The sequence below is a fragment of the Amycolatopsis deserti genome, from assembly GCF_014653945.1.
Classification (GTDB): Bacteria; Actinomycetota; Actinomycetes; order Mycobacteriales; family Pseudonocardiaceae; genus Amycolatopsis_E; species Amycolatopsis_E deserti.
Genome location: NZ_BNAU01000001.1, coordinates 549,646 through 561,807, shown reverse-complemented (window position 1 = coordinate 561,807; position 12,162 = coordinate 549,646). Strand labels below are relative to the sequence as shown.

General features: G+C 73.5%; 11 protein-coding genes. 7 read left to right on the top strand and 4 right to left on the bottom strand.

The window, feature by feature from the left end:
• Positions 1 to 75 precede the first annotated feature (75 nt).
• Complete coding sequence (locus IE290_RS02730) at positions 76 to 666, bottom strand: TetR/AcrR family transcriptional regulator (RefSeq protein WP_191242885.1); 591 nt, start codon at positions 664 to 666, stop codon at positions 76 to 78.
• An 84-nt stretch (positions 667 to 750) separates the two neighbouring features.
• Here IE290_RS02730 and IE290_RS02725 point away from each other — a divergent pair, with 84 nt between their 5' ends.
• From IE290_RS02725 to IE290_RS02710, 4 genes are all read left to right on the top strand, one after another.
• Positions 751 to 2,628, top strand: a complete 1,878-nt coding sequence (locus tag IE290_RS02725; RefSeq protein WP_191242884.1) for a primary-amine oxidase — start codon at positions 751 to 753, stop codon at positions 2,626 to 2,628.
• 13 nt (positions 2,629 to 2,641) lie between these two features.
• On the top strand, positions 2,642 to 4,234 hold the full coding sequence (locus tag IE290_RS02720; RefSeq protein WP_191242883.1) for an amidohydrolase: 1,593 nt from the start codon (positions 2,642 to 2,644) through the stop codon (positions 4,232 to 4,234).
• Between the two features lie 293 nt (positions 4,235 to 4,527).
• Positions 4,528 to 4,899 carry a hypothetical protein gene (locus IE290_RS02715; RefSeq protein WP_191242882.1) on the top strand — a complete coding sequence of 124 codons (372 nt, stop codon included), beginning with the start codon at positions 4,528 to 4,530 and terminating at the stop codon, positions 4,897 to 4,899.
• 176 nt (positions 4,900 to 5,075) lie between these two features.
• A complete protein-coding gene (locus IE290_RS02710; protein ID WP_191242881.1) occupies positions 5,076 to 6,671 on the top strand; it encodes a non-homologous end-joining DNA ligase LigD in 1,596 nt (531 codons plus the stop codon).
• 334 nt (positions 6,672 to 7,005) lie between these two features.
• Here IE290_RS02710 and IE290_RS02705 read toward each other — a convergent pair whose 3' ends face one another.
• Positions 7,006 to 7,914: a LysR family transcriptional regulator gene (locus IE290_RS02705; protein WP_191242880.1), complete on the bottom strand. Its 909-nt coding sequence runs from the start codon at positions 7,912 to 7,914 to the stop codon at positions 7,006 to 7,008.
• Between the two features lie 178 nt (positions 7,915 to 8,092).
• Between IE290_RS02705 and IE290_RS02700 the strand changes: the two genes are divergently transcribed.
• Genes IE290_RS02700 through IE290_RS02690 form a run of 3 tightly spaced genes read left to right on the top strand, consistent with a single transcriptional unit; the run spans position 8,093 to position 10,318 of the window.
• Complete coding sequence (locus IE290_RS02700; RefSeq protein WP_191242879.1) at positions 8,093 to 9,283, top strand: CynX/NimT family MFS transporter; 1,191 nt, start codon at positions 8,093 to 8,095, stop codon at positions 9,281 to 9,283.
• Between the two features lie 16 nt (positions 9,284 to 9,299).
• Positions 9,300 to 9,635 (top strand): L-rhamnose mutarotase, encoded by a 336-nt coding sequence (locus IE290_RS02695; RefSeq protein WP_191242878.1) that lies wholly within the window; start codon positions 9,300 to 9,302, stop codon positions 9,633 to 9,635.
• A 5-nt stretch (positions 9,636 to 9,640) separates the two neighbouring features.
• The gene (locus IE290_RS02690) at positions 9,641 to 10,318 is read left to right on the top strand and encodes a FadR/GntR family transcriptional regulator (RefSeq protein ID WP_191242877.1); all 678 of its coding nucleotides are present in this window, start codon (positions 9,641 to 9,643) and stop codon (positions 10,316 to 10,318) included.
• A gap of 123 nt (positions 10,319 to 10,441) precedes the next feature.
• On the opposite strand, the gene IE290_RS02685 is transcribed toward IE290_RS02690, so the two are convergent.
• Complete coding sequence (locus IE290_RS02685) at positions 10,442 to 11,176, bottom strand: SDR family NAD(P)-dependent oxidoreductase (protein ID WP_191242876.1); 735 nt, start codon at positions 11,174 to 11,176, stop codon at positions 10,442 to 10,444.
• Positions 11,176 to 12,033, bottom strand: coding sequence for a fumarylacetoacetate hydrolase family protein (locus tag IE290_RS02680; RefSeq protein WP_191242875.1), 858 nt, complete (start codon positions 12,031 to 12,033; stop codon positions 11,176 to 11,178). The genes IE290_RS02685 and IE290_RS02680 overlap by 1 nt, the downstream gene beginning before the upstream one ends.
• Between the last annotated feature and the right edge of the window lie 129 nt (positions 12,034 to 12,162).

The window sequence follows — 12,162 nt, the reverse complement described above, 5'->3', positions numbered from 1 at the left end:
AGCGTTCCGGGAACGCTAACTACGGGCGGGTTCGGGCGACAATGGGTGTATCCCTGCGCCGGCTGAAGAATTCCCCTATTCCGCCAGGCCGTCCAGGAACGCCTCGATCATCCGCCGTTGCAGCTCCGGCGTGGTGGTGCCCGGGCTGAGCAGCGCCAGGGCCTGCACGCCGTTGAGCATGGCGAGCAGCTGCTCGACGATCACCTCGTCCGGGACGGCGGTGCGGATCTCGCCCGCGGCGCGGGCGTCGCGCAGGAACCCGCCGATCCGCTCCCGCCAGGCGGCCATCGCCGCGTCGTAGACCGCCTCCAGCTCGGCGTCGGCGAGGGCGCGCTGCCAGAACGGCAGCACGACCCGGGCCTCCAGCCGCGTGACGTCCTCGACCGGCATGACCTCGTGGCAGAACACGCGCAGGGCCGCCAGGCCTGTCGCGTCGCCGAGCCGGTCCCGGACGCGGGCGTCGGTGTTGTCGACGACGCGGGTGAACGCGGTGCGGATGAGGGCGTTCTTGCCCGGGAAGTAGTGCTTGAGCGCGCCGTTGGCCATGCCCATCTCCTCGGCGATGGCCCGCATGGTGGCCGCGTCGATGCCCCGTTCGGCGATGACGCGCCACGCCGCGCCGGCGATCTCCGCGCGCCGCTCGTCGTGGTCCACCTGCTTCGGCATGCGTTCACGGTAACGGCCTCTTGCGCTCGCGGCGACGATGCCTCACGCTTTCGTCTACACGTGGAGAAAAAAAGGAGTCCGACGATGCCTCCGGCCCACCCGCTCGCCCCGCTCACCGCCGGCGAGATCACCACCGCCCGCCGGGTCCTCACCGGCGCCGGCCTGTTCCCCGACACCGCCCGGGTCGTCTACCTGGGGCTCGAAGAACCCGCCAAGGAGACCGTCCGCCCCGATCGCGTGGTGCGGGTCCTCCTGCACGACGTCACCGGTGGCCGGGACGTGCTGGTGTCGCTCACCGCGGAGACCGTGCTCGCGCAGCGCGCGCTCGACCCCGCCGTGGACGGGCAGCTGCCGGTGCTGGACGAGGAGTTCGCCCTGGTCGAGGAGGTGCTGGCGAAGGACGAGCGGTGGCTGGCCGCGCTGGCCGCCCGCGACCTGGACGTGACGAAGGTGCGGGTGGCGCCGCTGTCGGCCGGGGTGTTCGGCTACCCGGAGGAGACCGGGCGGCGCATCCTGCGCGGCCTGGCGTTCGTCCAGGAACACCCGGCCGACCACGCATGGGCGCATCCGGTCGACGGGCTCGTCGGGTTCGTCGACGTCCTGGCGCGGGAGGTCACCCGGGTGATCGACCTCGGCCCGGTCCCCGTCCCCGCCGAACCGGGCAACTTCGACGACCCCGCCGTCACCGGACCGCCGCGGACCTCGCAGAAGCCGCTGGAGATCACCCAGCCCGAAGGCCCCAGCTTCACCCTCGACGGGAACCTGCTGAGGTGGGAGAACTGGTCGCTGCGCATCGGGTTCGACGCGCGCGAAGGCCTTGTCCTGCACGAGATCTCGTTCCGCGACGGCGACCGGGACCGGCCGATCGTGCACCGCGCCTCGATCTCGGAGATGGTCGTGCCCTACGCCGACCCCTCCCCCATCCGCTCGTGGCAGAACTACTTCGACACCGGCGAGTACCTCATCGGCCGCTACGCCAACGCGCTCGAACTCGGCTGCGACTGCCTCGGCGAGATCACCTACCTGGACGCGGTGATCGCCGACGAGCTCGGCCACCCGCGCGTGCTGCCCAACGCGATCTGCCTGCACGAAGAGGACTACGGCATCCTCTGGAAGCACACCGACCTGTGGGCCGGCTCGTCCGAGACCCGCCGTCAGCGGCGCATGGTGATCTCGTTCTTCACCACGGTCGGCAACTACGACTACGGCTTCTACTGGTACCTCTACCTCGACGGCACCATCGAGTGCGAGGTCAAGGCCACCGGCGTCGTGTTCACCTCGGCCTACCCCGGCAAGGGCTACCCCTACGCCTCCGAACTCGCCCCGGGCCTGGGGGCGCCCTACCACCAGCACCTGTTCAGCGCCCGCCTGGACATGGCCGTGGACGGGCCGGCGAACCTGGTGGAGGAGGTCGAGGTCGAGCGGGTGCCGATCGGGCCGGACAACCCGCGCGGCAACGCCTTCACCCACCGGCGGACCCCGCTGCGGCGCGAGTCGGAGGCGCAGCGGCTCGCCGACACCCGGCGGGGCCGGGTCTGGCACATCACCAATCCGGAGTCCCGCAACCGGCTCGGCGACCCGGTCGCCTACGCGCTGATCCCCGAGGGCAATCCCGAGTTGCTCGCCGACGCGGAGTCCTCGATCCACCGCCGCGCCACCTTCGCCACCAAGCACCTGTGGGTCACCCGCTACGACCCTGCGCAGCGCTACGCCGCCGGAGACTTCGTCAACCAGCACCCCGGTGGCGCCGGGCTGCCCGCGTACGTGGCGGAGGACCGGGACATCGACGGACAGGACCTCGTCGTGTGGCACACCTTCGGGCTCACTCATTTCCCGCGCCCGGAGGACTGGCCGATCATGCCGGTCGACCACACCGGGTTCACGCTCAAGCCGGTCGGGTTCTTCGACCGCAACCCCGCCCTCGACGTGCCCAAGACCCGCGGCGCGCACTGCTGCGACTGAGTGGAGGAACCCGATGTCCGTCCAGGTGCACCGCAACGCCCGCATCCACACGCTCGACCCGGCGCGGCCGCGCGCCTCCGTCCTCGTCGTCACCGACGGGGTGATCACCGCCGTCGGTGACGAGGAGCTGGTCTCGCGGTTCGAGGGCGAGGTCGTCGACCACGGCGGCGCGTTCCTGATGCCCGCGCTCGCCGACGTGCACAACCACCACCTGACCGCCGGGCGGGCCGATTTGTTCGAGCTGCGGTTCGACGGCACCGAGGACCTGCCCGGCCTGCTGACCGCCATCCGGGCCTGGTCGGCGGAGCTGCCGCCGGACGCGTGGGTGGTCGGCGGCGGCTGGGGCAGCACGCTGATCCCGGAACTGTCCACCCCGGAAGCGCTGGCCGCGCTCGACGAGGCGGCCGGCGGACGGCCGGTGCTGCTGCGCGACGACAGCTGCCACAACCGGTGGGTGTCCTCGGCGGCGCTGGCGCTCGCCGGGATCTCCGCCGGCACCGGGCTGCTGATCGAGTCCGCCCTGATCCCGGTCGAGCGGGCCTATGCGGCCTCGGCGCCGTCCACTGTGGAGCAGGATGCGCGGGCGTGCCTGCGGGCCATCGAGATCCTGCACTCGTTCGGGGTCACCGCGTTCCAGGACGCCGCCGCGTCGCTGCCGATGCTGCGGGCGCTCGAGCATCTGGAGGACACCGGGCGGCTGGACGCGTGGGTGGTTACGTCGTTGCAGGTCAACGACAAGATCTTCGGCACGCACCCGCTCGGGCAGGACCTGATCGACGTCCGGGAGGACTACCGCGGCAGCCGGCACCGGCCGGACTTCGTCAAGATCTTCCTGGACGGGGTGCCGACGTCGAAGACCGCCGCGTTCCTGCGGCCGTACCTGCCCGACGACGTGCACGGCCCGTCCTGGCGCGGGGAGACCACGATGAGCGCGGACGAACTGACCGGGTGGCTGCTGCGGGTGGCCGGGCAGGGCATGTCGGCGAAGATCCACTGCACCGGGGACGCGTCGGTGCGGATGACGCTGGACGCCGTGGCCGCGGTGCGGGCCGCCGGGTACGGGGAGGCGAAGTTCCACATCGCGCACGGGCAGTACGTCGCGGAGGAGGACGTGCCGCGGCTGGCCGAGCTGGGGGTCGTCGCGGACCTGTCGCCCGCGCTGTGGTTCCCGGGGGTCATCTTCGACGCGATCTGCGCGTGCGTGCCGCGGGAGCGGGCGGAGCGGCTGCACCCGAACCGGGACCTGGTGGATGCCGGGGTGCTGGTGGCCGGGGGTTCGGACTGGCCAGTGGTGCCCTCGCCGGACCCGTGGCCGGGGATCCAGGGGCTGGTGACGCGTGCCGACCCGACTGGCACCCACCCCGGCCGGTTGTGGCCGGAGCAGGCCCTGACCCTCGAGGAGGCCCTGCGGGCGTACACGCTGGACGCGGCGCGCGCGATGGGCGTGGACGACGTGACCGGCTCGCTCGAGCCGGGCAAGTCGGCCGATTTCGTGGTGCTCGACCGCGACCCGTTCGCCGTGCCCGCGGACCGGTTGGCGGGCACGCGGGCGGAACAGACGTGGTTCGCCGGGCGGAGGGTGTACCAGCGCGCGGGCGCGGGGTAGGCGGACGGTCGCGCACCACCCCGGGGCGATCCAGGCCGCGATCAAGGCGGCGGCGCGCGCCATGCGACCAGGGGGCGCCCTGGGGCTGGACTCTTCCGGGACGAGGACATAGTGTCGGCTCAGCCGCGGGAGAAGTTCGAGGGCAGACGGCTTTTCCGAGCGCGGCGCGGGCCACCGCTCCAGACCTCGGCGGTGCCACCCGGACCGTCCCGAAAGGAATTCGCGTTCCGTGTCCACTGTGGAGCGCGTGGTCCGGATCCGGTTGCGGGCGTTACCGGAGGAGGCGCACGACGTTGACCACCGTTTCCCACGAGCCAGCCAGTGAAACCACCGGGAGCCGGACGCGCGCCGAGCGCGAGCCGTGGTTCCCGGTGTACGGGGACGGCGGGCCGCCGGGTGCCGGGCGGGACCCGGAGTCGTTGCGCGCGACCCTCGCGACGGTCGCCGAGACCGCGGCCGTGCTGACGGCGCTGCTCGACGGGTTGCGCCGGGAGCAGACGCGTGAGCGGGCCATCCGGCAGACCCCGGTCTGCGTGGAGCTGGACCAGGCCGCGGCAGCCGCCGACGACCTGCGCGCCGCGGCGGAGAGCGCCGCCCGGGCGGTGGCGGCGTTCGAGCGCCGGACGCCGCAGGTGCGGCTCCCACGCCAGGAGACGCCGCGGTAGGCCCTCGCGCGGGGCTGGCCGCTCAGCGCACCGGGTTCCTGATGGGCCACCGCGGCACCTGTGGATCATCGCTTCGCCGCGGACGGCCGGTGCTGGGCGTTCGAGGAGTGGCCCTCCTGGCCGGAGAAGTCCCACCGCCCCGACTGACCCGGCGCCGCGGTGGGTAACCGGGCGGGGTGAGTCCCTCGCGTCGGAAACCGGACCGGCTCGCCCCCTACCGGGCCAAGCGCGACTTCTCGGTGACCGCGGAACCCGCCGGCTCGGCGGCGGGTGAGCCAGGCCGCCGCTTCGTCGTGCAGCGGCATCGCGCCCGACGGCTGCACTACGACTTCCGGCTCGAGGTCGACGGGGTGCTCGCCAGCTGGGCGGTGCCCAAGGGCCCGACGCTCGATCCGGGGGTGCGGCAGCTCGCGGTGCACGTCGAGGACCACCCGCTGGAGTACGCCGACTTCGAGGGCGTCATCCCGAAGGGCCAGTACGGCGGCGGGGACGTGATCGTGTGGGACCGGGGCACCTGGCAGCCGGCCGACGGCACCGATCCGGCGCGGGCGATAGAGGACGGCGAGCTGCACTTCGACCTGGGCGGCGAGAAGCTGGCCGGGCGGTTCGCGCTCGTCCGCTCCACCCGGCGGGGCAAGGAGCAGTGGTTGCTGATCCACAAGCACGACGACCACGCCCGGCCGGGGTGGGATCCCGAGGAGCTGCCGCGGTCGGTCAAGTCGGGCCGCACCAACGACGAGGTCGCCGCCGCGCCGGAAGCGATGTGGCGCAGCGGCGTGCCGGCCGCCGAAGCGGAGGTGTCCCTGGCTCCGCGCTGGGAAGCCCCGACCGCGGAGGAACTGGCCGCGCTGGACGAGATCGGCAAGTCGGGCACCGGGAGGGTGGCCGGGCGCCGGCTCAAGCTCACCAACCTGGACAAGGTGCTGTTCCCCGGCACCGGCGCGGAACCCCCGGTGACGAAACGGGACCTGATCCGCTACAGCGCGCGGATCGCGCCGTTCATGCTGCCCTACCTCGCGGGGCGCCCGGTCAACGCGCACCGCTACCCCGACGGCGTCGACCGGCCCGGGTTCTGGCACAAGGAGGTGCCCAGCCACGCGCCGGAGTGGCTCACCCGCTGGCACAACACGGAAGCCGACCCGGGTGAGACGCAGTGCTACGCGGTGCTGGACAGCGTGCCCGCGCTGGTGTGGATGGCGAACTTCGGTGGCGTCGAGCTGCACCCGTGGACCTCGCGGCTGCCCGACGTGCACCAGCCGACCTGGGCGCTGATCGACATCGACCCGGGCACGACCACCGGTTTCGACGACATCGTCGAACTCGCCCGGCTCTACCGCACCGCGCTGGAGCACCTGGACCTGCGGGGCATGCCGAAGGTCACCGGGCGGCGCGGCATCCAGGTCTGGGTACCCATCGCGCCCGGCTACAGCTTCGGCGACACTCGCGCCTGGGTCGAGGCGCTGTCCCGGGTGGTCGGGCGCGTGCTGCCCGACCTGGTCAGCTGGCGGTGGTACAAGAACGAGCGCGGTGGGCTGGCGCGCCTGGACTACACGCAGAACGCGATCAACAAGACGCTGGTCGCGCCGTTCAGCCCGCGCCCGGCCCCGGGCGCGCCGGTGTCGGTTCCCATCACCTGGGACGAGCTCGACGACCCGGACCTGCGCCCGGACCGCTGGACCGTGCGCACGGTCCTGGATCGGGTCGCGGAGCTGGGGGATCCGCTCGCCCCGCTCATCGGGCTGCCGCAGCACCTGCCCGCGCTGGACAGCTGAGCCCGCCCGCGGCGCTCACGTGGTTTGGGGTGGACGGCGCCCCGCGGCGGGGCGCGAACTGACCGGCAGCCGGCCGCGCCAGGGGCAGCCCGCCGCCGCAACTCCGCTCACACGCCAGCATCGCGGGCACCACCCGCTCCAGTTCCGCCAGCGCGGCGGCCACCGCGGGGCGTGCGCGCCCGCCCGGGCGGGTCACCGTGAGGATCTTGCGCCGCGGCTCGCCCTCGCACGCCACCGGGCCACCCCGGCGCTCGCGGCCGGGCCGCCAGTCAGGCACGGACCGCCGCGGGGCGCCGTCCACCCCGAACCACGGGGCAGAGCCCGCTGGCCGCGCTCACACCGCCAGCATCGCGGGCACCACCCGCTCCAGTTCCGCCAGCGCCGCGGCCACCGCGGGGCGTGCGCGACCGCCCGGGCGGGTCACCGTGAGGATCTTGCGCCGCGGCTCGCCCTCGCACGCCACCCGGGCCACCGCGGCGCTCGACGGCACCCGGGCCAGCCGGGGCACCAGCGCCACGCCCAATCCGTGCGCCACCAGTGCGATGGTGACGTCCCAGTTCACCGCGTCGTGGGCCACCTCCGGCGTGAAGCCGGCCGCGCCGCAGGCGGACAGCACGTGCGTGCGGCACGTGCACGGCGTGCTCGGCACGATCCACGGCTCGCCGGCGGCCTCGGCCAGGTCCACCCGCTCGCGGCCGGCGAGCCGGTGCCCGGCCGGGACCAGCAGGTCGAACGGGTCGTCCAGCAGCGGCCGCTGGTCGAACCGGGCGCGGTCGCGCGGCGGCTCGTCCGGCTTGGCCTCCACCAGGGCCAGGTCGGCGTCGCCGGTGAACAGCAGGTCGAAGCACTCCCCGGCCTCGGCCTCGCTGATCCGCGGCGTCAGCCGGGGGTGGCGCGTCACCAGCGCCGCGGCGGCCGGGGCGAGCAGCGTGGTGACCGCGACCGGGAACCCGGCCAGCCGCAGGAGCCCGGCGGGTTCGTCGTCGTCGGCGCGCAGGTCCCGTTCGGCCAGCTCCCAGCGGGCCTGGATCTCGTCCGCGTGCGCCAGCAGCCGCTGCGCCGCGGGCGTGAGCCGCACCCGGCGGCCCTGCGGTTCGAGCAGGGTGACGCCGAGTTCGCGACCCAGCTGGCGGATCTGCTGGGAGGCCGCCGACGGGGTGAAGTGCAGGGCCTCCGCCGCCGCCCGCACCGTGCCGTAGTGGTCCACGGCGCGCAGCACGTGAAGCCTCCGCAGGTCGATCATGTAGCTGATTCTTCACGGTCATGTCCGGAAACGCAACCTGGACCTACCCGGTTCGGCGACGCACGCTGGAACCAGGAGGTGTCCCGATGATCACCGTGTGGCTGTCGTTGCTCGCCGAGACCGTGGTGGTGACCGCCGTCGCCGCCGCGCTCGCCCGCTGGTCCTCCCGGTCGCGGCCGTGAAGGCGGCGTGGGCGCTGGTCAGCCTGGTGCTGCTGACCCTCAACCTGCGGGCGGCCATCACCGGTGTCCCGCCGGTCCTGGGCGAGCTGCAGGGCGTGTTCGGGCTGTCCGGCGTCGAGCTCAGCGTGCTCACCACGCTGCCGGAGCTGTGCGTGGGCCTGTTCTCCGCGCTCGCCCCCGCGCTGGCCCGCCGGATCGGTACGGAGGCGGCGATCACCGTGGCACTGCTGGTCCTCACGACCGGGCTCCTGCTGCGCGCGATCCCCGGCAAGGGCGCGTTGTTCGCCGGCACCGTGCTGGCCGGCGCCGGGATCGCGACGGGCAACGTGCTGGTGCCGGCGGTCATCAAACGCGTCTACCCCACCCGCGCGGGATCACTCACCGGCCTGGCGATGATGCTCATGTCGGTCAGCGGCGCCGCGGCGGCCGGGCTGGCCGTGCCGCTGGAGCAGGCCGGCGGCTGGCGGCTGGCGCTGGTCGTGTGGGCGGTGCCCGCGCTGGTCGCGGCGCTGGCGTGGGGCCCGCTCGCGCGACGCCCCGCCGCTGGACCCGCGTCCGCCCCGCAGCGCGGGGAGCTGTCGCTGCTGCGCTCGCCGCTGGCCTGGTCGGTGATGGTGTTCATGGGCATGGCGTCGCTGATGTTCTACACGCTGACCTCCTGGCTGCCGCAGATCATGCGTGAGCACGGGGTCCCGGCCGCCACCGCCGGGACGATGAACTCGGTCATCATCGTCATCGGCATCCCGCTCGGGTTCGTCGTGCCGGTCGTCGCCGCCCGGATGCGGGACCAGCGGCCGCTCGTGCTCGCGGTCGCCGCGCTGATGGTGATCGGGCTCGGCGGACTGCTGCTCGCGCCGGGCGCCGGCTGGGTGTGGACCACGATCTTCGGCATCGCCACGGGCAGCGCGTTCCCGCTCGCCCTGACGCTGCTCAACCTCCGCTCCCCGGACGCCGCGACCACCGCGCGGCTGTCCGGCATGGCCCAGTCCGGCGGGTACCTCCTCGCCGCGTCCGGGCCGCTGACGTTCGGCCTGCTGCACACCCTCACCGGCGGCTGGCACGCCTCGATCTGGTTGCTGCTCGGGCTGGTGGTGCCCGAACTCGTGTGCGGCCTGGTGGCCGCGCGGCCAGGCGTGCTGCGGGTGCACGAACCGGCGAAAGATCCGATGTATCCTGCCCCTACATGACAGACAGGGAGCGGGCATGCCGGAGATCGCGCTGCACACGGAGTTGAAGCCGGGTTCGGAGCTGGACTACGAGGCCGTGCACCGGTCCATCCCCTCCGATGTGGTGGCCGCGCTCGTCGGCAGCGGCGTCCGCAACTGGCGGATCTGGCGCGACGGCACGCACCTGTTCCACCTCGTCGACGTCGAGGACTACCGGCGGATGCGGCACGCCCTGCGGGACCACCCGGCGAACGTGCGCTGGCAGGAGACCGTCGGCCCGCTGCACGCCACGCCGGACGACTACTCCGGCGCCGACGACGGCCTGCCGCTGCTCTGGAGCCTGGCCGGGCAGCTGTCCGAGACGGAACGCTGAGCGGCATGTCCGTCACCGACGACGCCATCGAGGCGATCAAGCAGATGATCGTGGACGGCGAGCTGCGCCCCGGCGACCGCCTGCCCCGGGAGGCCGATCTCGCCGACCGCCTCGGCCTGTCGCGCAACTCGCTGCGCGAGGCGGTGCGCGCGCTGTCGCTCATCCACGTGCTGGACGTCCGCCGCGGCGACGGCACCTACGTGACGAGCCTGGAGCCGTCGCTGCTGATGGACGCGATGGGGTTCGTGGTCGACTTCCACCGCGACGACACCGTGCTGCAGTTCCTCGAGGCCCGGCGCGTCATCGAGCCCGCGGTCACCGAGATGGCGGCGCGGCAGATGCCCGACGCCGACCTGGAGGACCTCGCGAAGCTGCTCGACTCACTGGGCGACCGGCCGACGGTGGACCAGCTGGTGGAAAACGATCTGGAGTTCCACCGGCGCATCGCCGGCGGTTGCGGGAACCCGGTGCTGGCTTCGCTGCTGGAGAGCCTGTCCGGGCGCACGCAGCGGGCCCGGACGTGGCGGGGCATCACGCAGGAGGGCGTGGCGGAGCGGACGCTGGCCGAGCACCGCGCGATCCTCCACGCGCTGACCGCCAGGCAGCCCGACGTGGCCCGCGCCGCCGCGACGGTGCACATCGCCGGCGTGGAGCAGTGGCTGCGCCAGACCCTCGTGGAGTGAGATCGGCCGCGCCGCGAACCCACGCGCCGAATGGCCCGGCCGCCGCCCGAAGGCCGCTGGCGCGGGCGGCACCGCCCGGACGCGGCCCCAGCAGCCGACGCAGCGCTCAGCACCCCGGCGAACTCACCTCGGCCGCAGGCGCAAGTCCTGCATCCCGCCGTCCACGGCCAGTCCCGCCCCGGCGGTGGACGTCGCCAGCGGGCTGGCCAGGTACACCACCGCGTGGGCGACCTCCTGCGGTGACACCAGCCGGCCGTGCGGCTGCCGCGCCTCCAGCGCCGCCCGCTCCGCCTCGGGGTCCTCCGCCCGGTCCAGCAAGCGGCCGATCCACGGCGTGTCGGCCGTGCCCGGGTGCACGCAGTTGACCCGAATCCCTTCCCGCAGGTGGTCGGCGGCCATCGCCCGCGTCAACGCCGCCACCGCGCCCTTCGACGCGCTGTACAGCGCCCGCTGCGGCAGGCCCGCGGTGGCCGCGATCGAGCCGACGTTCACGATCGCCGCGGCGCGGGACCGGCGCAGGTGCGGCAGCGCCGCCCGGCTGACCCGCACCATGCCGAGCAGGTTCACGTCCAGCACCCGCAGCCATTCCGCGTCGTCGTTGTCGGCGACCGTGCCCTGCGCCCCGATGCCCGCGTTGTTCACCACGATGTCCAGCCCGCCGAACCGGTCCACCACGGCCGAGATCGCCTGCCGCACCGAAGCGTCGTCGGTGACGTCGGCCCGCACGCCGTCCTCGACTTCGGTCACGTCCAGCGCCGCCACCCGCGCGCCCCGCTCCCGCAGCGCCGCCACGATCGCCGCGCCGATGCCGGACGCCCCGCCGGTGACCGCGGCGACCAGCCCGTCGAACTCCCCCATCACCCCACCTCCGCCGCGACGAACTCCTGCCGCTGCCTGCCCAGTCCCTCGATCTCCAGCTCCACCACGTCCCCGGGCCGCAGGTACGGGTACTTCCCGGACAGCGCGACGCCCTGCGGCGTGCCGGTCAGGATCACGTCGCCCGGCTCCAGCGCGAGGTAGCGGCTCAGGTGCCACACCAGGTGCTCGACGCCGAAGATCATGTCCGCGGTCGTGGAGTCCTGGCGCGGTTCGCCGTTGACCCAGCTGCGCAGCCGCAGATCGGTGTGGTCCACCTCGTCCGCCGGCACCAGCCACGGCCCGAGCGGGCTGAACCCGGGCGCGCACTTGCCCTTGCTCCACTGCCCGCCGGAGTCGACGAGCTGGTACTGCCGCTCGGAGACGTCGTTGCCGACCACGAACCCGGCGACGTGCTCCAGGCTGGACGACGGCGAATCCAGGTACAGGGCGCGCTTGCCGATCACGACGCCGAGTTCGACCTCCCAGTCGGTGCGCTCGCTGCCGGGCGGGATCGTCACCGGGTCGTGCGGGCCCGCGAGAGTGTTCGGGGTCTTGAGGAACAGAATCGGCACGTCCGGCGGGGCCGAGCCGGATTCGGCGGCGTGCTCGGCGTAGTTCATGCCGATGCAGAGGATCGCGCCGGGCCGCGCCACCGGCGAGCCGACGCGCAGTGAATCGGCGTCCGCCAGTTCCGGCAGCTCACCGGCGTCCAGGGCGGCCCGCACCGCCGCGATCCCGCCCCCGGCGAGGAACCCGCCGTCGAGATCGGCGGTCAGCCCGGTCAGGTCGTAGGTCGTGCCGTCGGCGACGACGGCGGGACGTTCCTGTCCAACGGGACCGAGGCGGACAAGGTGCACGGTTCACATCCTCACGATATTGGTCGGGTCTCTCTCCGGGAGTCGTCGAAATCCTAGGCGAACTTTCCCGTCGTCCGCGAGCCTTGACGGCACAGACATCGGATCTCTATCGTCGGCGTCGTCACCGAG

Excerpts from the sequence above, each read along its gene's own strand:
- IE290_RS02725 (WP_191242884.1), top strand. The coding sequence starts at position 751 with ATGCCTCCGGCCCACCCGCTCGCCCCGCTCACCGCCGGCGAGATCACC.
- IE290_RS02705 (WP_191242880.1), bottom strand. The coding sequence starts at position 7,914 with ATGATCGACCTGCGGAGGCTTCACGTGCTGCGCGCCGTGGACCACTAC.
- IE290_RS02690 (WP_191242877.1), top strand. The coding sequence starts at position 9,641 with ATGTCCGTCACCGACGACGCCATCGAGGCGATCAAGCAGATGATCGTG.
- IE290_RS02685 (WP_191242876.1), bottom strand. The coding sequence starts at position 11,176 with ATGGGGGAGTTCGACGGGCTGGTCGCCGCGGTCACCGGCGGGGCGTCC.
- IE290_RS02730 (WP_191242885.1), bottom strand. The coding sequence starts at position 666 with ATGCCGAAGCAGGTGGACCACGACGAGCGGCGCGCGGAGATCGCCGGC.
- IE290_RS02720 (WP_191242883.1), top strand. The coding sequence starts at position 2,642 with ATGTCCGTCCAGGTGCACCGCAACGCCCGCATCCACACGCTCGACCCG.
- IE290_RS02695 (WP_191242878.1), top strand. The coding sequence starts at position 9,300 with ATGCCGGAGATCGCGCTGCACACGGAGTTGAAGCCGGGTTCGGAGCTG.